The 26,443-nt window shown below is 57.1% G+C and carries 18 protein-coding genes; 12 read left to right on the top strand and 6 right to left on the bottom strand.

The window, feature by feature from the left end; all coding sequences use genetic code 11:
* Window positions 1–76: 76 nt before the first annotated feature.
* From dnaK to AACZ17_RS07175, 11 genes are all read left to right on the top strand, one after another.
* A complete protein-coding gene (dnaK, locus tag AACZ17_RS07125; RefSeq protein WP_290743010.1) occupies window positions 77–1,999 on the top strand; it encodes a molecular chaperone DnaK in 1,923 nt (640 codons plus the stop codon).
* Between the two features lie 116 nt (window positions 2,000–2,115).
* Window positions 2,116–3,249 carry a molecular chaperone DnaJ gene (dnaJ, locus tag AACZ17_RS07130; RefSeq protein ID WP_290743013.1) on the top strand — a complete coding sequence of 378 codons (1,134 nt, stop codon included), beginning with the start codon at window positions 2,116–2,118 and terminating at the stop codon, window positions 3,247–3,249.
* Window positions 3,246–4,049, top strand: a complete 804-nt coding sequence (gene dapB / locus AACZ17_RS07135; protein WP_290743016.1) for a 4-hydroxy-tetrahydrodipicolinate reductase — start codon at window positions 3,246–3,248, stop codon at window positions 4,047–4,049. Before dnaJ ends, dapB begins: the two co-directional genes overlap by 4 nt.
* Before the next feature lie 36 nt (window positions 4,050–4,085).
* A complete protein-coding gene (gene trxA / locus AACZ17_RS07140; RefSeq protein WP_290743019.1) occupies window positions 4,086–4,940 on the top strand; it encodes a thioredoxin in 855 nt (284 codons plus the stop codon).
* Window positions 4,941–5,049: 109 nt separating this feature from the next.
* On the top strand, window positions 5,050–6,834 hold the full coding sequence (locus AACZ17_RS07145; RefSeq protein WP_290743022.1) for an alkyl sulfatase dimerization domain-containing protein: 1,785 nt from the start codon (window positions 5,050–5,052) through the stop codon (window positions 6,832–6,834).
* 49 nt (window positions 6,835–6,883) lie between these two features.
* Entirely contained in the window at window positions 6,884–8,062 is a 1,179-nt protein-coding gene (locus AACZ17_RS07150) for an acyl-CoA dehydrogenase family protein (RefSeq protein ID WP_290743025.1), read from the top strand.
* Between the two features lie 27 nt (window positions 8,063–8,089).
* On the top strand, window positions 8,090–9,229 hold the full coding sequence (locus tag AACZ17_RS07155) for an acyl-CoA dehydrogenase family protein (RefSeq protein WP_290743027.1): 1,140 nt from the start codon (window positions 8,090–8,092) through the stop codon (window positions 9,227–9,229).
* A 90-nt stretch (window positions 9,230–9,319) separates the two neighbouring features.
* Entirely contained in the window at window positions 9,320–10,360 is a 1,041-nt protein-coding gene (locus AACZ17_RS07160; RefSeq protein ID WP_290743030.1) for an LLM class F420-dependent oxidoreductase, read from the top strand.
* Entirely contained in the window at window positions 10,360–11,151 is a 792-nt protein-coding gene (locus AACZ17_RS07165) for an SDR family oxidoreductase (RefSeq protein WP_290743033.1), read from the top strand. Before AACZ17_RS07160 ends, AACZ17_RS07165 begins: the two co-directional genes overlap by 1 nt.
* Before the next feature lie 14 nt (window positions 11,152–11,165).
* On the top strand, window positions 11,166–12,917 hold the full coding sequence (gene aceK / locus AACZ17_RS07170; protein WP_290743036.1) for a bifunctional isocitrate dehydrogenase kinase/phosphatase: 1,752 nt from the start codon (window positions 11,166–11,168) through the stop codon (window positions 12,915–12,917).
* Window positions 12,917–13,624: a histidine phosphatase family protein gene (locus AACZ17_RS07175; RefSeq protein ID WP_290743038.1), complete on the top strand. Its 708-nt coding sequence runs from the start codon at window positions 12,917–12,919 to the stop codon at window positions 13,622–13,624. Before aceK ends, AACZ17_RS07175 begins: the two co-directional genes overlap by 1 nt.
* On the opposite strand, the gene AACZ17_RS07180 is transcribed toward AACZ17_RS07175, so the two are convergent.
* From AACZ17_RS07180 to AACZ17_RS07195, 4 genes are all read right to left on the bottom strand, one after another.
* Window positions 13,611–14,486: an acyl-CoA thioesterase II gene (locus tag AACZ17_RS07180; RefSeq protein WP_290743042.1), complete on the bottom strand. Its 876-nt coding sequence runs from the start codon at window positions 14,484–14,486 to the stop codon at window positions 13,611–13,613. The two genes, AACZ17_RS07175 and AACZ17_RS07180, sit on opposite strands and share 14 nt — an antisense overlap.
* A gap of 22 nt (window positions 14,487–14,508) precedes the next feature.
* Complete coding sequence (locus AACZ17_RS07185) at window positions 14,509–15,801, bottom strand: TetR family transcriptional regulator (RefSeq protein WP_290743045.1); 1,293 nt, start codon at window positions 15,799–15,801, stop codon at window positions 14,509–14,511.
* An 85-nt stretch (window positions 15,802–15,886) separates the two neighbouring features.
* Entirely contained in the window at window positions 15,887–17,260 is a 1,374-nt protein-coding gene (locus AACZ17_RS07190; protein ID WP_290743048.1) for an MATE family efflux transporter, read from the bottom strand.
* Window positions 17,260–17,856, bottom strand: coding sequence for a DNA-3-methyladenine glycosylase I (locus AACZ17_RS07195; protein WP_290743051.1), 597 nt, complete (start codon window positions 17,854–17,856; stop codon window positions 17,260–17,262). Before AACZ17_RS07195 ends, AACZ17_RS07190 begins: the two co-directional genes overlap by 1 nt.
* A gap of 115 nt (window positions 17,857–17,971) precedes the next feature.
* On the opposite strand from AACZ17_RS07195, the gene AACZ17_RS07200 reads away from it, so the two are divergent.
* On the top strand, window positions 17,972–18,730 hold the full coding sequence (locus AACZ17_RS07200) for an enoyl-CoA hydratase-related protein (RefSeq protein WP_290743053.1): 759 nt from the start codon (window positions 17,972–17,974) through the stop codon (window positions 18,728–18,730).
* On the opposite strand, the gene AACZ17_RS07205 is transcribed toward AACZ17_RS07200, so the two are convergent.
* Complete coding sequence (locus AACZ17_RS07205) at window positions 18,718–21,252, bottom strand: triple tyrosine motif-containing protein (protein WP_290743311.1); 2,535 nt, start codon at window positions 21,250–21,252, stop codon at window positions 18,718–18,720. The two genes, AACZ17_RS07200 and AACZ17_RS07205, sit on opposite strands and share 13 nt — an antisense overlap.
* A 582-nt stretch (window positions 21,253–21,834) precedes the next feature.
* Entirely contained in the window at window positions 21,835–26,322 is a 4,488-nt protein-coding gene (locus AACZ17_RS07210) for a two-component regulator propeller domain-containing protein (RefSeq protein ID WP_290743055.1), read from the bottom strand.
* Window positions 26,323–26,443: the final 121 nt, after the last annotated feature.

Consider the following 26,443-nt stretch of genomic DNA (forward strand, 5'->3'; position numbering starts at 1 on the left):
TGCCGACCCAGCGCCAATATAGACAACAAGTGAATACTGCAGCCGGCTGAGCCGGCGCAAATGAGGAGATGAACACATGGGCAAGATTATCGGTATCGACCTGGGTACCACCAACTCCTGCGTCGCGGTGCTCGAAGGGGGCAAGGCGCGCGTTATCGAGAATTCCGAGGGCGATCGCACGACGCCGTCGATTGTGGCTTACACCCAGGACGGCGAAATCCTGGTGGGGCAGAGCGCAAAGCGCCAGTCCGTCACCAACCCGAACAACACCCTGTACGCGGTGAAGCGCCTGATCGGACGCAAGTTCAAGGACGATGTTGTACAGAAGGACATCAAGATGGTGCCCTACAAAATCGTCGAGGCCGACAACGGCGATGCCTGGGTGCAGGCCAAGGGCGAGAAAATGGCGCCGCCCCAGGTTTCCGCTGAGGTGCTGCGTAAAATGAAACGCACCGCGGAAGAGTATCTGGGCGAGACCGTCACCGAGGCGGTCATTACGGTGCCTGCCTACTTCAACGACTCCCAGCGTCAGGCTACCAAGGACGCCGGTCGTATTGCCGGCCTCGAGGTCAAGCGCATTATCAACGAGCCGACGGCGGCCGCGCTGGCCTATGGCATGGACAAGGCGAAGGGCGACCGCACGATTGCGGTGTACGACCTGGGTGGGGGTACATTCGATATCTCCATCATTGAGATTGCCGAGGTGGATGGCGAGCACCAGTTTGAAGTGCTGTCGACCAACGGCGACACCTTCCTGGGCGGTGAGGACTTCGACCTGCGGTTGATCGAATACCTGGCGGCGGAGTTCAAGAAGGAAAGCGGCATCGATCTGCACAACGATCCGCTTGCGCTGCAGCGTCTCAAGGAAGCGGCAGAGAAGGCGAAAATCGAACTGTCTTCCAGCCAGCAGACCGAAGTGAACCTGCCCTATATCACTGCTGACGCAACAGGCCCCAAGCACCTGGTCGTGAAGCTGTCGCGCTCCAAGCTGGAATCGCTGGTGGAGGAACTGGTCAAGCGCTCCATGGAGCCGGTCAAGGTAGCACTGCAGGATGCGGGCCTGAGCCCCAGTGAAATCAACGATGTGATCCTGGTGGGCGGCCAGACCCGCATGCCGATGGTGCAGAAGGCCGTGGCGGATTTCTTCGGCAAGGAGCCGCGCAAGGACGTCAACCCCGACGAAGCGGTTGCCATGGGGGCGGCTATCCAGGGTGCAGTGCTCTCCGGCGACGTCAAGGACGTGCTGCTGCTGGACGTCACCCCGCTGACGCTGGGCATTGAAACCATGGGTGGTGTAGCGACACCCCTGATTGAGAAGAACACCACGATTCCGACCAAGAAATCGCAGGTGTTCTCAACGGCGGACGACAACCAGACGGCTGTGACCATCCACGTGGTCCAGGGCGAGCGCAAGCAGGCGTCGCAGAACAAGTCGCTGGGTCGCTTTGACCTGGCGGACATTCCGCCGGCGCCGCGCGGCATGCCGCAGATCGAGGTGACCTTCGACCTGGATGCCAACGGTATCCTGAATGTGTCCGCGAAGGACAAGGCTACGGGTAAGGAGCAGTCGATCCGCATCACCGCTTCTGGTGGCCTGAGCGAGGAGGACATCGAAAGGATGGTGGCGGATGCCGAGGCCAATGCGGATGCGGATGCGCGGTTCGAGGAGCTGATCGCGGCACGCAACAGCTGTGACGGCCTGGTGCACGCGGCCCGCAAGACGCTGGAAGAGGCGGGCGATAACGCCACTGCCGATGAGAAGGCTGCAATCGAGACGGCGATCAGCGAAGCTGAGGAGGCTCTCAAGGCGAACGAGAAAGACGCCATTGAGGCGGCAGCGGCCAAGCTGACCGAGGCGACCGGCCCCGTGGCCCAGAAAATGTACCAGGCGCAGGCAGAGGCGGCGCAGGGTGCCGAGGCAGGGGGCGCGGAACAGTCCGCGGCGGGCGACGATGCGGTTGACGCTGAGTTCGAAGAAGTGAAGGACGACAAGAAGTAGGCGTTAGCGCTTCCTGTCACCGGGGCGCGGATGTGCTCCGTCGGTAAACTTGACCACGCGGGACCTGAGAGCCCGCGTCGTCATTTGCGAGAATGCGGTTTAACGCCAGGCTGACTATGTCAAAACGCGATTATTACGAAGTGCTCGGGGTCGAGAAAGCGGCCGACGAGAAGGACATCAAAAAGGCCTATCGACGGGTCGCCATGAAGTATCACCCGGATCGCAACCCTGACGACCCGGATGCGGACGAGAAATTCAAGGAGGCGACCGAGGCCTACGACGTTCTGATGAACGCGGAGAAGCGCGCGGCTTATGACCGCTTCGGCCACTCGGGAGTCGATCCCAGCATGGGTGGCGGCGGCTTTGGCGCAGGCGGCGGCAGCTTCAGTGATATCTTCGGGGATGTGTTCGGCGACATCTTTGGTGGCGGCGGGGGCCGTGGACGCGGAGGGCCACAACGCGGCTCAGACCTGCGCTACACGCTGGATATTTCGCTGGAAGACGCCGTAAAGGGCACTACCGTGGAAATCAGGGTGCCCACGCTGGCCACCTGTGACGAGTGTGACGGCTCCGGTGCGCGAAAAGGCAGCTCACCGGTGAATTGCACTACCTGTGGCGGCATTGGCCAGGTGCGCATGCAGCAGGGCTTTTTCCAGGTGCAGCAGACCTGCCCGACGTGCCGCGGCCGCGGCAAGATGATTTCCGACCCCTGCGGCAAGTGCCACGGTCAGGGGCGCGTAGAGAAGCGCAAGACACTGTCGGTGAAAGTGCCCCCGGGTGTGGATACCGGCGATCGTATTCGCCTGTCCGGTGAGGGCGAGGCCGGTCCCGACGGGGGGCCGCCCGGCGATCTTTTTGTGCAGATGTCGGTACGACAGCACCCCATTTTCGAGCGCGATGGCAAGAATCTGTACTGCGAAGTGCCCATTACCTTTGTGGACGCTGCGCTGGGAGGAGAGCTGGAGGTGCCTACCCTGGATGGTCGGGTAAAGCTGAAAATTCCCGCCGAAACACAGACCGGCAAGCTGTTCCGACTGCGCGGCAAGGGCGTAAAGCCGGTGCGTGGTGGGGCGGTCGGCGACCTCCTGTGCCGTGCCGTGGTGGAAACCCCGGTCAACCTGAACAAGAAACAGAAGGAACTGCTGCGGGAGTTCCAGGATAGCCTCGGCCAGGGCGGTGATGCGCAGTCGCCGCGCCAGACCAGCTGGTTCGAGGGTGTGAAGGCCTTTTTCGACGATATGAAGCCATGACGACACGAGTGGGAATCACCGGTGCGGGTGGGCGTATGGGCCGCACCCTGATCGAAACCATCGCCCAGCAGCCGGGACTGCAGCTGGCCGCTGCGGTAGAGCAGCCGGACAGCAGCCTGATCGGTGCAGACGCCGGCGAACTGGCCGGCCTCGGCAAGCTGGGTGTGCCGGTCTCTGCCGCACTTGCCGATGTCATAGAGGACATCGACGTACTGATCGACTTTACGGTGCCTGCGGCCACGCTGGCCAATCTGGAGACCTGTGCCCGGGCAGGCAAGGCCATGGTGATCGGCACCACGGGCTTCACGGCGGATCAGGATCAGCTGATCAAGCAGGCTGCGGGTAAGATTCCGGTCTGCAAAGCTTCCAATTTCAGCACCGGCGTGAACCTGTGCTTCAAGCTGCTGGATATGGCTGCGCGTGTTCTGGGTGATGATGTCGATATCGAGATTGTTGAGGCCCATCACCGGCACAAAATCGACGCGCCCTCGGGTACGGCACTGTCCATGGGCGGTGTCGTAGCCAATGCCCTGGGTCGCGACCTTGCCGAAGTGGCGGTGTATGGCCGGGAGGGCCAGACGGGCGCGCGCAAGCGCGACACGATCGGCTTCGCCACCGTACGCGCCGGCGACATTGTGGGGGACCACACCGTAATTTTTGCCGCCGATGGTGAACGGGTTGAAATAACCCACAAGGCCTCCAGCCGCATGTCTTTTGCCCGCGGCGCGGTACGCGCGGCGGGATGGCTGGTGGGCCGGGAGCCGCGGCTGTATGACATGCAGGACGTTTTGGGGTTGTAAGCCGGCCCCCTCACCCCATGCACGAGAGGAAAGCGTGTGACAGAGTGTATTGTCAACATTGATGAGAGCAACGCAGCGGCCCTGCTGATCGAGGAATCCCATCGGCGGCCGGTGGTCGTCGACTTCTGGGCCGACTGGTGCGGACCCTGCAAGAGCCTGATGCCGGTGCTGGAAAAACTGGCCAATGAGTACGCGGGCGCGTTCCTGCTGGCCAAGGTAAATGCCGATGAGCAGCCCATGATCTCCCAGCAATTCGGGGTGCGCAGCCTGCCAACCGTGATGGTGATGCAGGGCGGTCAACCGGTGGACGGATTTGTCGGTGCGCAGTCCGAGGCGCAGGTGCGCGAGCTGCTGGAAAAGTACCTGCCCAAGCCCTGGGACGGCCTGCTGGAACAGGGTCAGGCGTTTATGGCGCAGGGCGATTTCAGCTCCGCCCTGGGGCCGCTGCGGCAGGCTTTCGAGGATTCCGGGCAGCGCCATGACATTACCCTTGCGTACGCCCATGCCCTGCTTGAGTGCAACCGGCTGGATGATGCACAGGCGGTGCTCGACACCGTGCGCATGGCTGACCAGGACCCCGCGTGGGAGCAGCTGGTTGCCCAGTTGAAGCTCAAGCGTGAGGCCGCTGTCACACCCGAGATGGCCGCGCTCGAGGAGCGCCTGGAGGCGGAACCGGGCAACCATTACGTGCGCCACCAGTTGGCCGTGCAGTACACCAATGCCGGTTACTTCCGCGAGGCGCTGGAACACCTGATCACTATCCTGCGCCAGGACCTCAACCATGCCGACGGGGCGACCAAAAAGGCGCTGATCGATACCATCGCAAGCCTGGGCAAGAGCGACCCGCTGGCGGCGGAGTATCAACGCAAGCTCTATAGCCTGCTGTACTGAGCCGCCCCGCTGCGGGCACCGGGCGCGCTCAGGTGCTTGTGTTGCGGTGCGGTAATCGTTAAGGTGCATGCCCTGGCGATGAAAAACATACTCCAAGGTCAAACCCGTTATGGCGCGTACCCATAATATGGCCCCGATGCAGCGTCTGCGCCACTTGCGCAGCAGTCTCGTTGCGGTTGCGTTACTTGCCTTGCTGGCTTGTTCGGAGCCGCCAGCACCCGCGGAAGTGCCAGTGGCCGGCAGTGCCGAGCTTGAGGCCCACTCTGCGGAGTTTCGCCGGGATATCATCGAAGTGGTGCCGGGTATTCATGTCGCCATCGGGTACGCGTTGGCCAACGTCATCCTGATTGAAGGCGATGACGGCGTCATCATTGTCGATACCACGGAATCCCTACAGGCCGCGCGCGCGGTCAAAGCTGAATTCGACCGGATCACCGACAAGCCGGTGAGCGCGATTATCTACACCCACAACCACACCGACCATATTTTTGGCGCTGAGGCGTTTGCCGAGGGGCGCGATGTCCCTGTCTATGCCCACAAGACCACCTGGAGTCATATCGAGCGCATCATGAATGTGTTGCGCCCGGTCATCGAGACCCGCTCCTTCCACATGTTCGGGAACTATCTGGCGGCGGGTGGAGAGCGTATCGTCAACGATGGCATCGGACCGGCACTGGCGCACAGCACAAGCGGTGAGGGTGATATTTATGGGTTGCTGCCGCCTACCCACACGGTTGATGAGCGCCTGGAGATCACCATCGCGGGCCGGCGCCTGGTACTGATGCACGCCCCCGGCGAGACCGACGACCAGCTGCTGGTCTGGCTCCCCGAGGAGCGTGTGCTGCTGCCCGGCGACAACGTCTACAAGGCCTTTCCCAATCTCTATACCATTCGCGGTACGCGCTACCGCGATGTCATGCAGTGGGCCGACAGCGTGCGTCTCATACGTTCGCTGGGGGCTGAACATCTGGTCCCCAGCCATACCCGTCCCGTGTCCGGGGCCGCAGAGATCGATGACATCCTCGAGGCTTATGGCGATGCGATCCAGTTTGTGCACGACCAGACCGTGCGCGGTATGAATCAGGGGCTGGATGCGGACGCGCTTGCGCGGCGGGTTGCACTGCCGGCGGAATTGGCGGCACACCCCTGGCTGCAACCGTTTTATGGCACCGTAGCCTGGTCGGTGCGGGCGATCTACAGCGGCTACCTGGGTTGGTACCAGGGCGATAGCAGCACACTCTTTCCCACGGCGGCGGGTACGCGCGCGCAGCGCCTGCTGGCGCTTGCCGGAGGGGCGTCTGCGGTGCTGGCCGAAGCCCAGGCGCAGCTGTCGGTTGATCCGCAGTGGGCGGCAGAGCTCGCCGATCTGGTGCTGGAGGGCAGTCCCGATTCTGTACCGGTTGCCGCTGAGCTGAAGGCGCGTGCGCTGCGTATGCTGGCAGTGAACACACCCAACCCCAACGCTCGCAACTGGTATCTCACCGACGCGTTGGAGCTCGAGGGGCGCATCACGACCGGGCCTTCCCCCATCAGTGCGGAGCGTGTCGCGTTCGCCGGGGCTTTCCCGGTGGCGGGGGTGCTGCGCAGCATGGCGGTAAACCTGGATCCAGAGCGCAGTGCAGGCGTGGATGAGCGCGTCGTGTTTGTTTTCCCTGATCAGGACGCTCGCTATGCCGTGCACGTGCGTCACCAGATTGCGGTCATTGAGCCGCTGGAGGCAGTACCCGAAGACGAGAGTCTGGTGGTGACAGTGGCAGCCACGGAGTGGTTGGGGTTGCTGGCCGGTCAGCGGAGTTTTCCGGTCGCGTTGGCCGACGGCACGATCAAGGTGTCCGGCGGACTGGCGGACACTGTCCGTTTATTGCGTTTCCTGGCGCTGTTTCGCCAGGAGTAAATTTATCGAGACCCACCGGGTCTCCCTAGATCAAACAAGAGGTAGCCACGTGGATACAAGTTTTGCTCCCGAAGATCTCGCGTTTCGCGACGAAGTGCGTGCATTTTTCGCTGAAGCCTACGACAGCGAACTGCAGGCACGACTGAACAACCTGGAAACGTTCAAGGAAGCGGTTATTGACTGGCAAAAGCGCCTGTACAAAAAAGGCTGGATTGCTCCAGGTTGGCCCAAGGAGTACGGCGGTACAGGTTGGAACGCCACACAGAAATTCATTTACGAAACCGAGCGCAGCGCCGCCGGCATCCGCGACGTGATTCCCTTTGGCCTCAACATGGTTGGCCCGGTGATCTACGCCTTCGGCAACGAGGAGCAGAAGGCGCGCTTCCTCCCCGGCATTCTGCAAAGCGACGACTGGTGGTGCCAGGGATACTCAGAGCCGGGTGCCGGCTCCGACCTCGCCTCGCTGAAAACACGGGCGGTTCGTGAGGGTGACGAGTACGTGGTCACCGGGGCCAAGATCTGGACCAGCTACGCGCAATACGCCGACTGGATATTCTGCCTGGTGCGCACCAGCAATGAAGGCAAGAAGCAGAATGGCATCAGCTTCCTGCTGATCGACATGAAGTCGCCGGGCATCAAGGTTAACCCCATTGTATCCATTGATAATCACCACAGCCTGAACGAGGTGGAGTTCAACGAGGTCCGGGTGCCCGTTGCCAACCTGATTGGCGAGCAGGATAAGGGCTGGACCTACGCCAAGGCCCTGCTGGCCCACGAGCGTACGGCCATCGCAGGCGTTGCCGACAGCAAGCGCAGCCTGGCCGAGACCCGCGCATTTGCCGAGCGTGAAGTGAATGGCGGCAAATCCCTGCTGAGTGATCCGCTGTTCCAGAAGCGCCTGTCCGACATTGAAATTGAGCTGATGGCCCTGGAGTTCACCGAACTGCGCGTACTGGCCACCGTGGCGGCCGGCGGCGCGCCCGGCGCGGAATCCTCAATGCTGAAAATCAAGGGCACGGAAATGCAGCAGGCAGTGCAGGAGCTGCGCATGGAAGTGGCGGCCTACTACCAGGGCGTACTGCCCAACGACCTCACTCCGGAGCAGTTGGGGCATGACTTCGGCTCCCAGGCTCGCCAGACCTACATGTATGGTCGTGCATCGACCATCTACGGCGGCTCGAACGAGGTGCAAAAGAACATCATCGCCAAGGCCGTACTCGGTCTTTAAACCCGGATTGTTGGAGAGGACAGAGCAATGAATTTCGAGTTTACAGAAGAACAGGGCATGCTCCGGGACAGCGTGGCGCGCTTTGTGCAGGACAGTTACGACTTTGATACGCGGTGCAAAATTGCCGCCAGCGATGAGGGCATGAGCCGCGAAAACTGGCAGACCTTCGCCGAGCTGGGCTGGCTGTCAGTACCCTTCGCCGAATCCCACGGCGGTTTTGGCGGTGGACCGGTGGACACCATGGTGATGATGGAGGAGTTCGGCAAGGGCATTGTGCTGGAACCCTACCTGGCTACCGTGCTCCTGTTCGGTGGTTTGTTGCAGCGCGGTGGCAGCGTGGAGCAACAGGCAGAGCTGATCCCGCGCATCATTGAAGGTAGCTGCCTGGGTGCATTCGCCTATCTGGAGCGCCAGAGCCGCCACGCGATCACGGACATCAAGACCACGGCAGCCGTCGAGGGTGACCAGCTGGTGCTCAACGGTGAGAAAGTTGTGGTCTTCAACGGCGCCAGCGCTGACCAGCTTATCGTTGCGGCTCGCAGCAGCGGGGAGCAGAGCGACGAGGACGGCATTACCCTGGTGCTGGTGCCCGCAGATGCTGCAGGGGTGGAGCGCACGGCCTACCGGATGATGGACGGTCAGGTGGTGGCCAATATCACTTTCACGGACGTACGCGTGCCAGTGGCGGATATCGTCGGTGAAGCGGGTGAAGGGTATGCCGTGATGAGTCCGGTGATCACCCGGGCCAACGTGGCGCTGGCTGCCGAAGCGTTGGGTATCATGGGGCAGTTGAACGCCAAGACGCTGGAGTACACGAAAACGCGCAAGCAGTTCGACGTTCCTATCGGCAGTTTTCAGGCCCTGCAGCATCGCATGGTGGACACGTTCATGGCCTACGAGCAGGTCAAGTCGCTGCTGTACCGTGCGGTTTGCGAGCTGGATGGCGAGGGTGACGATACCGCTGCCTGTGTACACGCACTGAAGGTGCTGGTCGATCGCAACGGCAAGAAGATATTCGGTGAGGCGATACAGTTGCACGGCGGCATGGGGATCACCGATGAGCTGGATATTGGTCACTACGCCAAGCGCTTGATGATGATCAACACCACCTTTGGCAATGGTGACTATCATCAGGCAAAGTTCAACGAACTGCGCTACAGTGCCTGAAGCCAAATAGAACGGTGCCCGGGGCGCCGCACGGTATGAGTGCGGTGTCCGGGCGGCAGCCGTTTCGATCATGAACCGGGAGAACACATCATGAAACTGGGTATATTGCTGGGCTACTCTGGCAAACAGATCAACATCCCGCTGGACCTGATTCACCGTGCGGAAGCCATGGGTTACGACTCTGTATGGACCGCCGAGGCCTATGGCAACGATGCCGTGACGGCCGCTACCTGGGTGTTGGCACAGACCAGCAAGATCCGCGTGGGTACTGCCATCATGCAGATGCCCGCAAGAACACCTGCGATGTGCGCGATGACGGCCATGTCGCTCGACCAGTTGTCGGGTGGCCGCTTTATTGTCGGCCTGGGCGCTTCCGGTCCCCAGGTGGTGGAAGGCTGGCACGGCGTACCTTACGGCAAGCCAGTGACCCGCACCCGTGAGTACATCCAGATCATGCGCAAGATCATGGCGCGTGAAGGCCCCGTGGAGTTTGACGGGGATATGTATCAGCTGCCCAATACGGGCCCGGGCACAACGGGCTTGGGCAAGCCCCTGAAATCGATTCTTGAGGGCAATCCCAACATCCCCATCTACACGGCATCAATTACACCGGCAGGCCTGCGCTGTGCGGGCGAAGTGGCGGACGGCGTGTTCCCGGTGTGGATGGACCCCGACAAATTCAGCATCCTCGGCGACCACATCCAGAAGGGTTTTGACATTGCGGGCAACGGCAAGAGTCTCGCCGACTTCGATATCGCGCCGTTTGTCTCGGTGGCGGTGAACGATGACCTCAAGGCCGCCTATGATTCGCTGCGCCCCTGGCTTGCGCTGTACATTGGTGGCATGGGGGCGAAGGGCAAGAACTTCTACACGGATTACGCGACTCGCGCTGGTTACGGAGAGGTGGCCGAACGTATTCAGGATCTCTATCTTTCGGGCAAGAAGGCCGAGGCAGAGGCATTGGTGCCAGACCAGTTGCTCGATGAGGTCGCCCTGGTCGGGCCCCGGGAGCGCATTGTTGAACGCCTGTCGAGCTGGAAGGCGGCGGCGTCCCGCGGCGAAGTGGGCACCATGCTGCTGGGTGTGCACGACCCGGACGTGCTCGAGTTTTTCGCCAAGGAGCTGCTGTAGTGCAGGTGAGCGGTGGCGTCGTCATCGTCACGGGCGGTGGCAACGGCATCGGCAAGGCCCTGTGCACACGCTTCCATCGTGAAGGCACTCGGAAGGTGGTGGTCGCGGATCTGCACGCAGCTGATGCCAAGGCAGTCGCCGCGCTGGTGGACGGCGATGCCTATGCACTTGATGTGCGCGATGAAGCCGCGTTGAAGTCCATGGTCGACGAGGTTACAGACAAGTACGGCCATATCGACCTGTTCTGCAGTAATGCGGGCATCATCGCCGGTGACGGTGAGCCCTGGTGGGCGACCTCGGCGCCGAACGAGACCTGGCAAGCCATGTGGGAGATCCACGTTATGGCCCATGTGTACGCCGCGCGCGCCTGCCTGCCCGGAATGTTGGCCCGCGGGCAGGGCTACCTGCTGAATACCGTGTCCGCTGCTGGCTTGCTGAACCAGGTGGGCGACGCAGCCTATTCGACGACCAAACACGCGGCCATCGGATTTGCCGAGGCCCTTGCAATCACCCACGGCGACGATGGCATCAAGGTGTCTGCGCTTTGCCCACAGGCCGTGGCCACACAGATGATCGGCAGCGTGGAGGAGGGCGGTACCGCAGGTGTCGACGGCATTCTGACGCCGGATGAAGTGGCGGAAGCGGTTGTCGAAGGCCTGGCCGCAGAGCGCTTCCTGATTCTCCCTCATCCCCAGGTGGCCGATTACCGGGCTCACAAGGCAGCCGATTACGACCGTTGGTTGGGCGGTATGCGCAAGCTGCGCCGGCGCTTCGGCAACCCCAACCTGTAGGTGGCGACGGCGAAATGCAGCGGAAAGAGCAACAGGCACGGTTTGCGCGCACCATTCTGAATGGCTTTGAAGCCTACTTTGCCGAGTTCCAGAATATCACCCTCGCAGCGCGTTCGCGCTTTGAAGCCCAGGACTGGCTGGGCATGCATGCCGCCTCCATCCGTCGCATAGACCTCTACAAGGAAGCCACCACCCGGGTGCTGGAATACGTCGAGTTGATTGCCGGTGAACAGCTGCACTCGCTTCAGTTCTGGCAGGAAGCGCGTCTGGTTTACGCTGACCTGGTGCGTGGGCATAACAATTTCGAGATTGCCGAGACGTTTTTCAACTCGGTCTACTGCGGCGTATTCAAACACCGCAAGATCCGCGACGAATACGCCTTCGTTTTCTCGCCTCAGGGGGACATGCCGGCTCCGGACGTGAGCAAGGTGTACCGGAGCTACCCGTTTGGCGATGACCTCAAGCGGATGCTGGCTACGCTGCTTGGAGATTACAGCTTCAGGCTGCCCTGGGAAGACCTCGAGCGAGATATCAACAACCTTGCGGCAGCGATCAATGGCTGCTTGTCCGGGCGCCTGGATCTCTCCCGGGAAGGTGTCGAGTTGCAGACGCTCGAACCTCATTTCTTTCGCAACAAGGGCGCTTACATCGTCGGCAGAATTGTTTCCGGGCCGGATTCGATGCCCATCGTCATCCCCATTCTGCACTCCGGTAACGGCGAGGTTTACGTCGACACCATCCTGTTTGGTGCGGATAAAATGAGTGTGGTGTTCAGTTTTACCCGCGCCTATTTCATGGTCGACGCCAGTATTCCCTCGCAGTATGTGCTGTTCCTGCAGCAGCTGATGCCGGCCAAGCCGATTTCCGAACTCTACAGCTCCATGGGCTACAACAAGCACGGCAAAACCTACTACTACCGCTGTGCCTATCGGCACATGCAGAAGACCACCGACCAGTTCATCATCGCGCCCGGCATCAAGGGGATGGTGATGAGCGTGTTTACACTGCCGTCCTACGACTTTGTGTTCAAGATCATCAAGGACCGGTTTACGCCCCCCAAGGAAATGACGCGTGAACAGGTGAAGGAGAAATACCGGCTGGTGAAGCGCTGGGATCGTGCTGGCCGCATGGCGGATACCCAGGAGTTCACCAACCTGGCCTTTGCGCGGGAACGCTTCTCCGACGAGCTGATGGATGAGCTGCACAAAGTCGCCCCGTCCATGATCGAGGAACATGGCAAGGCGCTGGTGATCCGGCACGTCTACGTTGAACGCCGCATGACGCCCTTGAATCTGTACCTGCAGAACGCGACCGATGAGCAGGTAGTGGCCGTGATGGACGAGTACGGCAACGCCATCAAGCAGCTGGCCGCCGCGAATATCTTTCCCGGTGATATGTTGCTGAAGAACTTCGGCGTCACCCGACATGGGCGCGTGGTGTTTTACGACTACGACGAAATTGTGCCCTTGATGGACTGCAATTTCCGCGAGATTCCCACGCCGCGCAGCGAGGCCGAAGAGCTGGCCAGCCAGCCCTGGTACAACGTGGGCCCCAACGATATCTTCCCCGAGGAGTTTCGCCTGTTCTTTTCCGGCAACCAGCGCGCGCGCCGGGTGTTCGATGAAATGCACAGTGATATCTATGAGGCAAGCTTCTGGCGAGGTCTGCAGGAACGCATCCGCGAGGGGCATGTCGAGGACTTCTTTCCCTACCGGCGCAAGCTGCGCTTTAACCGCAATCCTGAACAACAGGCAAACATCGCATAATGGCTACACTGTATCTTTTCCGGCACGGGCAGGCGTCTTTCGGTGCCGACGATTACGACAAACTTTCCCCATTGGGGAGTCGCCAGGCAGAGGTGCTGGGTCACTATCTGCGGGATCAGGGTATCCAGCTGGACGCGGCCTACAGCGGTGCGCTGCTGCGCCAACGTGAGACCACAGCCCTGGCGCTGGCCAGCCAGCCGGTTGCAGTGCAGCATCACATCGACCCGCGGTTTGATGAAGTGCGCAATGACGAGCAGATCCGTTACCTGGTGCCCGTTGTGGCCAAAGCGAATCCGGCTATCCAGGCCCTGGTGGACAAGGGCCTGTCGTCGAGCAAGGATTACCAGAAGGTGATCGAGGCGGTATTCACCCACTGGACCTCAGGGGATTGTGATGAACCGCGTATCCAGAGCTGGGCGGAGTATTCAGGCGCAGTCGGCGCTGCACTGAAAGCGGTGATGGCCGCCCAGGGTGCGGGGAAAACCGTCGGCATCTTCACCTCCGGCGGCACGATTGCGACCATCGTCAGTCAGGTTCTGGGTTTGTCTGGCGAACACGCCTATAAATTCTACGAGCCCATCTTCAACTGCTCAGTCACGCAACTGTTCTACAGCGGGGACAAGGTGTCCCTGTCGTATTTCAACGACAGGTCCTTCCTGCAGGTGCTGGGTGCGCAGCAGGGCGAGCAGCTCGTCACGTATCGCTGACAGGCCGCTTGCGCCGCAACAGTGACTCCTGGGCGGTTGACGCCACCAGCTCCCCCTGACGGTTATAGAAGCTGCCTCGACTCAGGCCCCGCCCGCCGTGCGCGGTGGGACTGTCAATCGCGTAGAGCAGATACTCGTCAACCCGCAGAGGACGATGTATCCACAGTGCGTGGTCCAGACTGGCGGTTTGCATCTGTGGGTCCATGACCGTCGCCGGATGCGGCAGGAGGGCAGCGCCCAGCAGGGCGAAATCCGAGATGAAGGCGAGGATGGTCTGGTGTCGAACCGGGTCGTCACCGATGACCTGCTCCGGATCCAGGACCCGGAACCAGGTGTATTGCTCGGGTTCTTGTGGCTGTGGGTTCAGATAATCCCGCCGCTTCACGGGTCGACGCTCCAGCGCCTGCATCATCGGCGGTCCAAAGCGCTCCGGATGGCGCTTGGCCATCTGGCTCCAGAACTCGAAATCGGTTTCCAGCTCTTCGGGCGGCGTGACGCTGGGCATATCGAACTGGTGGCTGAATCCTTCCTCCTCGGCCTGGAATGACACCGACGTGCTGAAAATGGGAATGCCATCCTGTTTCGCGGTCACTCGCCGCGTGGTGAAGCTACCGCCGTCGCGCAGGGGGTCGACTTCGTACACTATCTGCTTCTTGGGGTTTCCCGGGCGCAGGAAATAGGCGTGCATGGAGTGTGCCTTCCGCTCGCTGTCCACGGTCCTGCTGGCCGCGTTGAGGGACTGTCCCAGCACCTGACCGCCGAATACGCGGGGCGGGTAGCTCGGGCTGTTTCCGATGAACAGGTACTTGTCGATGCGCTCGACTTCGAGCAGGGTCAGTAGCTTCTGCAGTTTGTCTGCCACAAATATGCCTCTCTGATTGGGTTCAGGCCCGGCCCTTGCGGGGCGCGAGTCCGTTGAAAAACAGGTCGAAGTAGTCGATGGCGACCGCGTCGAGATCGTCCACCCGTCGCCAAAGTTTGATGTCCATGGAGGCGTTGATGGCGCCCGTGATCAGTTGCTGTGCGATGAAGGGATCGATGTCCCGAATGCTGCCGTCGCTTATTCCCTCACGGATGAAGTCGCCAAAGCGTCGATTGGAGGCCTCAGTGCGCGCCAGGATCTGTTTACGGCGTGGCATCGGCAGTGCGGTGATGGTGCTGTAGCGAATCAGCGGGCCGCGGTCAGAGTTCTGCGCGTGAAAGATCTTCCGGCACACCTGGTCGATCTTGTGCAGCCCATTACCCTGTAGCTGCACTGCCTGGGCATGGATCTCTTCATTGATGTCCAGCGAATAGGTATAGCAGTTGAACAGCAGGTCCTCCTTGTTGCGGATATGATAGTAGAACGCACCCTTGGAAACGTTCAGCTGCTCCGCGATTTCATCCAGCGAGGTACCGGTGAACCCCTTCTTGTTAAAGAACCAGGTGCCTGTTTTGTAGAACGCCTGCTGTTTCTGCCTGTTCTGTTCATCGCGGTCGAAGCCCTGTATGTAGGGTTCCGGTGATGAGCTGATGGCCAGTGGTGCGGGTTGATAGATGTCCTCGCCGCTGCGCAGGCCATGAGCGATAATGTCCCAGGCCTGTGCTGCCACTTCGGGTACGGAGCTCCTGGGCAGGCTGTGCAGCCAGAAAAATACCCAGTCCACCGAGCCCAGGATCGCCCGCGTTGCAGCCGAGGTTTCACAGTGCCTGATTTCACCCGCGGCGATACCGTCGCGCAGGTAGCCACGTAGGTGCTTGAACATGTCAATGTAGCGTGCCTCCACCTCATCTCGCTGTGCCCCCTGCAGGGAGGCGATCTCCAGCAACGCCGCGTAGTGGGGCCCCCTGTTTTCCTGCGCCGCCAGCCAGTTTTCGAATTGCAGGAGGAAGAACTGACGCGCGCGCTCCAGCGGGCTCGCGCAGCGGCGTTCAATCTCGGCCATCGATTGCAGGTGATGATCCAGCGTTGCCAGATAGCACTGGAAAATGAGCTCTTCCTTGGTTTTTACATAGTAGTAGAGGCTGGTTTTCGTGAGTCCCAGGGACTCGGCGATATCCCGCAGCGTGGTTGCCCGCGAGCCCTTCGAATTGAACAGTTGTGCCGCCTGGGAAAGGATGGCAGCGCGTTTGGCATCGTGCTGTGCAGTTCGGTTGAACGGTGATCCTTGTTGTGGTCCCTCACTCAGTCTGGTCATGCAGCGCCTCTGCGGATTCTGGAGCTTCCGCCGTCCGTACTCGATAGTCGACAATTCAAACTTTAAGTATTTTTTTTGTCGCTGTCTAGCGCGGGACCTGTGCGTTTCTGCCGGAGGTGGTGTCCAGCCATTTCCGGGAGCGATAACGCCACATCAACAAGCAGGATTTCAACAGGTAATCCAGCAGCATCACGGCAAAAACCCAGTAGACGGACAAGCCGAACTGTACGCAGAGCCAGGCGGGCAGGAGGCGACCGAAGATAATCCCGACGAATGTTGCCAGCAGCGGAAAGCGTGTGTCGCCAGCTCCCCGCAGTGCGCCGGCCAGCGCAAAATCAACCGCCATCATGGGCTGTGCAAGACAAATGATGAAGATGAAGCCGACCGTGAGGTCTATTACCTCGGGATCGTCGATCATGAAGGCAGCCAGATCCCGGGCGTACCAGGCCATCAGTGCCGAGAGTGTGATCATGGCCAGGAGCGCCATACGCAGTGATCGCCAACCGATGAGCATCGCCTGCGCCGGGCGGCCCGCTCCCAGCTGCTGCCCGACCAGAGTCGCCGTTGCAATGCCGAAACCAAAGCCGACAACGATGGGAAAAGCCACAAGGCTGATACCAATGCCGTAGGCAGCATAGGCACTGGTGCCGTAGTTGGCCACAATTGCAAAGAATGCGAGGAAGGCGATCTGTACAACACCCTGTTCAGTGACGGCAGGGAGGGCAATGCGCACCAGTTTGCGGGCTGCGGTCCAGTCGAAGCGCGCCTCTCCTACGGGTTGCAGGTTGAAGCGGCCTCTCCACCACATCAGGACGAACGCTACGGTTACCAAAGCGCCCGCTATGCCACCGCCCAGCGCCACCCCGGCCACGCCCATGGTCGGTAACGGGCCTACGCCAAATGCCAGCGCGTAGCCGAACATGACATTCATGAAGGTGCTGCAGGCGAGAAAATACAGCGGTGTAATGACATCGCCCGTGGCACGCAACGAGGTGGACAACATCATGTTTGTTGCCGAGAAGAGATTGAACAAACCGAGCCAGAAAATAAAACTCGCGGCGAGGACGGTCGTCGCGTCGTCCAGGCCGAAAATTCCCGCGATGGCTTCGGGCACCCAAAGCACAGGAACAGTCAGCAGTGCCGCAACCAGCAGAGCCAACAGCAACGCCGTCCAGCTTGCCATCTCTGCCGCTGCGACCTGTTTGGCCCCCCAGTGCCTCGAAACGGTCGCGGTGGTCGCCACCGAAAGCCCCATGAGGATAGCCTGCACAAGAAAGAACACCCGGTGGCCTGTGGTTACCGCAGCGACAGCAGACGTTCCAAGCCCTGCGGCGATCTTGATGTGCAGAAAGCCGACGGTCGTGAACAGCAGGTTGGAAATAATCGTGGGCCACGCCAACTGCCATACCCGTGCACTGCTCGACTCCCGCGCCTCCAGCGATCGACCCGCGTCCCCCATCAGGCCCCCTCGGTCTCAAACGCGAGGCGATGGCACTCCGCGTGCCGAAAGCAGTCTGTGAGGTGATCGTTGACCATGCCTATGGCCTGCATGTAGGCATAAATGATCGTCGACCCCACGAAGCTGAATCCGTGACGCTTCAGATCCTTGCTGATCCTGTCCGAAAGCGGCGTGCGGCCCGGCACCTCAGCCATACTATTCCAGTGATTGGTGATCGGAACATTGTCGACATACTGCCAGAGGTAACTGGAGAATGAGCCAGCGGATGCCTGGATGTTCAAAAATGCCTGGGCATTTTTACGCGCGCTGAACACCTTTAGCCGGTTGCGCACGATGCCGGGATCCAGCAGGGCGCTCTCCAACTGCGCATCGGACAAGACCGCCACTTTCTCGGGGTCCAGCCCTGCAAACATGCGATGATAGCCGCCGCGCTTGCGCAGTACCGTAATCCAGGAAAGGCCCGCCTGTGCCCCCTCCAGCACCAGAAACTCGAATAGCGTAGGGTCGTGCCGCACCGGGACGCCCCACTCCTGATCGTGGTAGGCCAGGTAGAGGGGGTCCGTTCCGCACCAACCGCAGCGCTTCATTGTGTTCATTCCTCTCCTGTCCCGGCAAAAGCACTCAGTATCAGACTGGCCCGGTATCCTGTCTAGCGCCAATACGCCGGTGTTATCTGGCGCCTTATCCCGGTGTGTGCCAGAATTCATCCCCATGACAGATACCATACGCTATGAGTGCACCGGGCACATCGCCCGCCTGACACTGAACAATCCCGCTCAGCACAATGCGCTCGGGCAAGAGCAGCTGAGCGCCATTCAATCTGCCCTGGTGGCGGTGCAAGGCGACGAGCAGGTCCGGGTCCTGATCATCACCGGTGAGGGCGACAAGACCTTTTGTGCCGGTGCGTCCCTGCAGCAGCTGGGAAGCGGCAGTTTGTCCGGCGACGCCTTTCAGGAAACAACCGACCTGATCGCAGAGCTTTCTATACCCACCATCTGTGCGATCAGCGGTAACGTGTATGGCGGTGGCGCCGAATTGGCGCTCAGCTGTGACTTTCGTGTCGGAATTGCGGGCAGTAAACTAAGAGTTCCCGCGGCAGCCATAGGCCTCTGCTACCCTGTCAGCGGGGTGAACCGCTTTGTGGAGCGTTTGGGCGTTAGCGCCGCGAAGCGCATGCTACTGGCGGCAGAGGAAATGCCCGCGCAGACGCTGCTGGAGATTGGCTTCCTTGACTACCTGGTGCAGCCTGCGGCCCTCAAAGACACCGTCGACAGGCTCGCAGCCAGTATCGCAGCGCTCGCTCCGCTTTCAGTAAGAGCCATGAAAAAGATCATCCAGCAATCAGCTGCAGGCACGCTCGATCGGGCGTTCGCCCAGGGGCTGGCGGCTGAGTGCATGGAGTCACAGGACCTGCAGGAGGGGTTCAGGGCGCGTCAGGAGAAGCGTGAGCCCAGGTTTCAGGGCCGCTGATCCTTTTTCTTCGGCTTCTCAGCGAGCAAGAACTGTCCGAGCACAGACTTGCGGTCTGAACCAATCGTGAGGGCGCCGCGCGCAGCCAATGCAGCGTCAGCCACGATGGCAAAACCAGCAAACTCCGCCGCCTCAAAACTCAGGCCTGCCGGTATGCCCACGCCGTTGTCCTGAATTTCGAGCTGCACTTCGTTCACCGATGGCATCGTTAAAGCGATACGCAGGTAGCAAGGCCCCTGTGACGCTGCGAAGCTGTGACTCAAGCTGTTCTCGAATAGCTCACCAACAATCACTGCAATCGGTATGGCCTGAGAAGCTGGAAGCAGTTCGTTCGTGGCATCGTTGATTGCGGTCAGTCGCTGGTTCAACGCTGGATGCCGCTCTGCCGCGAGTGTGAAGAGCTTTGAAACGAAGGCATGGGGATCAAGGTAGAGCTGCTCCCCTCGGTAGTAAAGTGCATCCTGAACCAGATCCAGCACCCGCAGCCTGTACTCAATACCAGACTGAAGGGCTGACGCGTCGCCGTGTGCGTACTCGGCGCTGCGTCGGATACAGACATTTGCCCATGCCAGCAACTCCTTGTTGTAGCGATGCATTGAGTCTGCGAGTACACGCTGAAAGTCCATCTGGTCCTGGACCTCGTCAGCGAACTGATCCGCTATTCTCTGCATCTCATCCGCTTGCTTCTCTGCCTGCTCCTTTAGCATTCGTTCCCGGTATACCCTGAGCATCAGATAGACGATAGCCAGCACGAACAGGCCGTAGAGCGTATATGCCCACCATGTCCGCCACGGCGCGGGTTTGACAGTGACGCCGATCGATACGCCCTCCGGGCTCCATACCCCAGAGGCATTAAGAGCTTGTGCTTTGAACACGTAACTGCCGGCGGGCAAATTGGTGTATGTGGCGGAACCGCGGTTGCCGATGTCTACCCAGTCGTCATCAAAACCCTCCAGCTTGTGACGATACCTGGTGGTATCCACGTTGGTAAGGTCTCGTGTGCTGAAATTCAGTGTCAGAAACCGATCTTTGTGGGTTAGGGTGATGGTTTCGGTGCGCAACAAGCGCTGCGACCCACGAAATCGCTGAGCGCCAGCGTTAATTTTGTTCAGATAAAGACGTGATTCTTGCGGGGGCGCCGTGGCAAGGCTTGGCGTAATCTTTGTAAACCCGAGGTTGCTTCCAAAATATAACGTTCCGTCTGTAGAGCGTAGTGACGCGCCGAAATTAAAGTTGTCGGCCTGCAAGTGATTGGCTCGGCTGTATCTTCGAAGGAACCGCAGGTCTGAAGAGTATAAAAAAAGCCCGTTTGATGTTGCGATCCAGAAGCGTCCTGAATCGTCTTTCTCGATAGCATATATTGCGGACGCAAACTGCAAGATCTCTGGCATTACCTCCCGAAGAGTCGCTGTAGACTGTAGTGACTTGATTGAAGCTATCAACATGCCATGACTTTGAGTCCCAATTAAGAAACTCTCGGGTGAAACCTGACTGACTGCGGTCAAGATCATGTTATTTGGCTTGCCACCCTTTGTCAGAGATAATTCCACGACGTCCATTTCCTCCGGCTGCACTGCAAAGATTTTGGATCCACCTATAGCCAATACTCCAAACTCGACCGGAAAAATTCCAAGTATCGGCTCATTTAGCAATTGAGATGACTGTAAAGCGATTCGAGAATCGTCTACTCGGGAAAGTAAAAAAAGCCCGTGGCTATAACTGCCGATTAATGTCCTATTTGAGTCAATCTGGGCTATGCTGGCAACCGCGAAATCATCATCGAAAACCAGATCGGATAAAATTGGAGAGTTATTTCCTGTATCGAAGATAGTTAGTCCTGACCGTCTGGTTCCTATCCACAGAGATCCGAAAGCACTACTAACTGCCATAATCCTATCGTCAACAATTTCCAGCGTTGGAAGCACACTTCTTGCATCTTTGATGGATTCCGAACCAGGACTATAGCGAAGCAGTCCATTATATGTTGCAACCCAAATATCTCCGTTCGAGTCCTCAGAGAAATCTAAAACGTCTTGCAAGGGCGCTTCTTCGGTGCGACTAAAATTCCCAAAATCGCTGATGGTAAGTCGAGATAGCCCGTTGAACGTCCCGATCCAAAGTTGATTCTCGTCTGAGGCTAGTGCAGTTATGTGATCCCCTGAGAGCCCGGAGTTGCTTTTGGTATATTCCTGAAAAAGAGTTCCGGATGGAGTGAATGCTGACAGACCTTTGTCGGTACCCAAAAATATTAAATCTCGGAAAACCGCTAACTTACGCGACGATCCACGTGTAGCGTCGAGCGCGGTCTCCAAATCTGTAGGCGATGCCTGATTGCGAGCGCCATACTTCTCTGTATTCTCAAGACTATGATTCTCGCGTAGATTTAGGGTATCGCCGCCGGATGTTATCCATCGTAGAGCGTCACGCCAGGTAGTCTCTACTGACTTGCGCTCCGAAACATCCAGTTTTACAAGACCATGTGAGCCGGAGACAAAGAATACGTCGCCTCCGTTTGAAAACATCACTTGATGAGCATCGCCTGCTCCTGAGTCTCTCCAAGCACGCGTGATCCAATGGATTGGTGCGCCCGTTGATATGTCGATGCCGTGAACTTTTCCCTGTGCAATAAATATCAGGTCTCCAGAGCTATGCGCAATTGCGTCAGTAATACCTTGGCTAGGTGCACTCGGAAATAGGAGAAAGCTCTGTCGTTGAGAGCTATATCTCATGAGACCGAGGCTTGTGGACGTAGCCCAAATTTCACCGTTAGAATCCTCGGCAAGCGCGGTTATATCTAGAGAGGGTGCATAGTGCTCGTGCCCTTTTTGGGCACTAAACGAAATTACCTGCTCTCCATCATGCAGAAAAACTCCGCTTTGCGTAGACGTCCACAAGCGGCCGTAGGAATCGATTAGAATTGCTGTTACCGGCCTGTTCCTGAGATTAGCCGAGCTCGAAAAATCTTGGATTGAAATTTGACTGGCTTGGATTCGAGTCGCGTCTTGAAGGGTTGAACTTTGAATCTCAGTAGCATGCGTCGGAAAAGATACTAACAATGTTGCCAATGTGGAACATATAATTGCTAGGGGAACCTTACTCATCGTCTAAGCAGGACGGCGAAGCCGATTAATCGCCGAAAGAAAGTCTTCATTGGCGAGCTCCAACTCGTTGATTTCTCCATCCAGGATGCGAGCACTATCCGATTTTGAAATCTTCTCGATTTCCGAGCTGATTATTCGTACTCTTTCAGCCCCTAGGTTTGAGCTCATGGACTTAATGGCGTGTGCCGCTGAGAAAATGGAGTTGCTATCCCTTTCTTTTGAGGCCAACTTTAGTTGCTCAATCTTTTGAGTCATCTGGTTGCGATAGCCGTCTATAAGCTTTTCAAGTAAGTCAGAGCCGGTTTGCTTTTCAACGGCAAAAATATTCTCAAGGGCCCTCATGTTCAGAGTTTCTGTGCCCAAATAAACATTAGTGGTAGTTCTCGTGTCTGAGGAATCATCGTCTTGTGATTCTGTATGAGCCGCGCGCCTCACCACGATCCCCTGCGATTCAAGCGCATCCCTAATTTCGTCCATCTTGAACGGCTTCGTGAGGTACTGATCCATTCCGGCTGCAATGCCTCGGCGCATTTCGTCATTGCTGTTTCCGGCAGTAAGAGCAATTATCGGCGTTTTTCTAATGCCACTGATCTGCTCGTGCTCTCTTATACTGGCCGTCGCTTCATAGCCATCCATCACAGGCATTTGACAATCCATGAAGACCACGTTGTACGTGGACTCTTTGAATCTCTCGAGCGCTTCTTTTCCGTTATTTGCGACCGTTACCTCGCAACCAAACATTTCTAAAACGGCCCTCGCAATTTTCTGATTGGTTTCCAAGTCCTCTGCGATTAATACGCGGACCACCTCACCTTTGCCGGCTTGTCCAAAGTGGACGTCATCTGTGAAATCGTCATTCGGTAATCTATTGCCTGGCTTCAGCTGAAGAAGTGATGTGCTCGAAGCTGGTTTAATGATGACTGAATCGATCAGATTCTCATAAGGCTCGGTATCAAACCTGAAAGAACAAAGTAGAATCTTTCGCTCAAAATGACAGTCTGAAAGGAAGTCGATTAAATCCGTCTTTCCTATGAAAGCGTCAACATCGACTACTATTTCCGAGCTCGTATGCTCTTTGACGAATGCCTCGGTTTGAGTGCGACAGATATATGCCTTTCTTTGAGCTCGCTTCGCGTGTCCAACAAACGATTCGATAACCCTCTCGTTGATTGAATATAGAGTTACCCCAGAGGCGACATTTTCGCTGGGCGACTTGCCATTCCCGGGTGCCTCGAGGGAAGGTATCGTGATCAAAAATTTTGTCCCAACACCAAGTGATGACTCGACCGAAAGGTTTCCGCACATAAGCTCCACAAAGTTCTTCGAAATAGCTAGACCCAATCCAGTTCCGCCGTATTTTCTGGTGGTGCTTGCATCGGCTTGAGTAAATGCTTCAAACAGACGTTCCTTCGCATTGGGCTCGATCCCGATGCCGGTGTCGCTCACCTCTATAGATAGGCTGCCCTTACCATGAGTCGAATCTTCCGGTTTCCAACCTGCCCTCAGTGTCACTGAGCCTTCCTCGGTGAACTTAATTGCATTGCTAAACAGATTAGTTACGATCTGCCTAATTTTCGTTGGGTCTCCAATCAGTCTGTAAGGTATGTTAGGCTCGATGTAATAGAACATTCCGAGAGACTTCCTGTTTGCAGCTTCGCTTTGGATATAGCATATTTCATCTAGAAGTCCCACTAGGTCAAACTCGATACGCTCGACCACTACTTTGTCGGCTTCAATTTTCGAGAAGTCGAGAATCGAGTTGATGAGATCCAGAAGAGATTCTCCACTGGAATGCGCTGCTAACGCGTAACGCTTCTGCTCCTCCGAGAGTGGCGTATGCTGCAGTAGCTCCGTCATCCCAATTATTCCGTGCAGAGGAGTTCTGATTTCGTGTGTTACGGTCGCCAAGAAGTCAGATTTCGCCCGGTTTGCCCTCTCGGCTGCGTTTCTAGCTTCTTCTAAATCTACAGTGCGCTCTTGAACCTTGTTCTCTAGTTCACGTTGCCGGGCGATAGCAAGAGCGCTTCTGGCTCTTTGTTGGGCAACGATGGCCGCCATGACGAGAATTGCCGCGATACCATAGAATATGTATGCGATGGGACTAAACCATGGTGCAGGATGAACTCGCAGAGAGAAAGATAATGTTGCGGGGCTCCAGACACCATCTGAATTGCTGCCTTGTAGGAGGAACTCGTAGTTTCCAGCTGGAAGGCTTGTGAACGAGACAGACCTGGATGTGCCGAGCTCTATCCATTCATCGTCAAACCCGTTCAGCTTGTAGCGATACAGATTCGATGACGGGTTTGTGTAATCAAGAGATGCGAACGTAAAGCTGGCATATCGGAAGTCGTGAGCTAGTTCTATTTCCTTTCTTTCAGACAGCGGCTCGTCGAAGAATACTTCCTCGTTAAGAATTTTAAATTCTGTGATTTGAACTGGTGGTAAGTATACGCTTTTTCTAAGATTACTCGGGTCAATTATGTTGAAGCCATTGTTACCTCCGAAATACAGTATTGATTTGCTATCTCTAAATACGGCGCCATGATTGAACTCCGAACCCTGTAGGCCATCGGAAAGGTCGAAATTTTCTGTTGAGTTTTTATCAACAGAGAATCTTGAAAGCCCTCGATTGTGGGACATCCATATGTTTCCATCGCTGTCGCTAGTTATTGCATAGACATCCGCGCTTGGAAGATTGATCGATTCAAGGTACTGTGAAAAACGGTTGATCTTCCTCCGTCTGTCATCCCTAGTCCATGAATTTAGTCCTCCGCTTTGTGTTCCAATCCAGAGTGTCCCCGATTTGTCCTCGTGTAACGCCCAGGGCATATTGCTCGAAAGGCTCTCAGGGTCGTCTAGACTAGACTTGAATCCTTTGAATTTGACAATTTCCGCCGAGTCATCGAAGAAATTTAAGCCGTTTTCAGTTCCTATCCAGATGTCCCCGGCGCTATCTTCTGAAATTGCAATCACATTATTACTGCTGATGCTATCCGGATTGTTTGGGTCGAAAAGGTAAGTTTTAAAGCTTTTGCTTTTCTCAATAAAAACGCTCAGTCCGCCACCATATGTGCCGACCAATAAATTTCCGTTAGACGCCCGAACGATCGATGTGATTCCATCAGCCTTCAGGCTACCTTCGTCCGATATGCGCTTCTTGTAGGTTTCGACCTTGTTGTTTTCGAAGCTGAATCGGTTTAGCCCAGCATCAAGGGTTCCTATCCATAAGGACTCATCTTCAATTAACAGGCTCATTACAAGCTGAGAGGATATTTTTTCATTTATGGCTGTCGCAGGTTGATAGTGATCGGAGGTGCCCCCTCTTGGGTCGTAGATGTGTATTCCCGAGTTCGTTCCTATCCAGATTCTTCCATCGCCGTCTTCGGCAAAAGTGTTTATCGAGTCCCCAGAAGAGCCGGTTTCAGAATCTACGCGTGAGAACAGCGATCTCGTACCGTATGCAAGTCCATTGAAGGTGCCTATCCAGATAATTCCTGCTTTGCTTTGAAATATGCTAAACACTTGATCATCAGGTAGATTTGAGTTCGTAGCATTGATCCAAGTAAACGTGTCGCTCTCTGGTTCCCATACGCTCACGCCTGAACGTGTTGCTACCCAAACGTTGTTAGATTGGTCTTCGATCGACATGTACACGGTGTTGTCGGAGAGGGCTCTATTTCTTGTGGATTCGTTGGTGTAGCGTGTAAAACGTCCTGTATTCGGGTTGAACTTGATCAGCCCCCCATTGAGTGTTGATATCCACAGCTTTCCATCTTTAGATGCCATGAGGTGGCTAAAGCGAGTGACCCCGGTGAAGTTTTCAACGTCCGTTGTGACTGCAATGATATTTTCAAAGTCGCGCTGTCTGTTGAGCTGTAGTAATCCCAGTCCGTCTATTAATATCCAGAGTTTCTTGTCGGCCGTCTCCACAAAGGAAACAGCACGGGTTTGCTTCGCGGTAGTGTCGGGCGGGAAATGATCAAACTTTTGCGTATTTGGCGAAAATCTACTGAATCCGGCGCCACCCTCATAAGCTATCCAGATAAAACCATCACTATCTTTGTACATTGAATATATGTTGTTGGACAAAGGGTGCTTATCAGATTGCGTGGTTGCCGCTTGAATTGACGAGAACTTGTGGTTAGCGGGGTTGTATTTGTTTAACCCACCTCCTGCCGTTGATACCCAAAGGAAGCCGTTCGAATCCTCTACGATATCAGTAGTTGACTGATGGCTTATCGAGGCCGGATCTCGGTTAGATGCTCTAAATCTAGTGACGGAGTAGCCGTCAAATTTGTGTAGGCCCTCCTGTGTAAGTATCCAGATGAAGCCGTTACTGTCTTGAAAGACACTTCTAACAGACTGTTGCGTAAGTTCTTTGGTTGCGGGGGAAAGCTGAAACGTGTAGTCGCGGGGGCTCAACGACTCAGCCACATTGCTAAACAACAGAGCGCCGAGAAAGCAAAGCAGGGTGTTGACTGATATCTTCAAACAAATGGGCCCCGTTTAGATAAGATCGGGGTCCGATGATAGCGTGCTTGCACTGTGGAGGTCACGCCGGAGCTACAACCAAAAAAAAGCGGCTTATAGCCGCTTTTTTTCTCAGTTCTTC

Source organism: uncultured Haliea sp. (assembly GCF_963973825.1).
Lineage (GTDB): Bacteria > Pseudomonadota > Gammaproteobacteria > Pseudomonadales > Halieaceae > Haliea.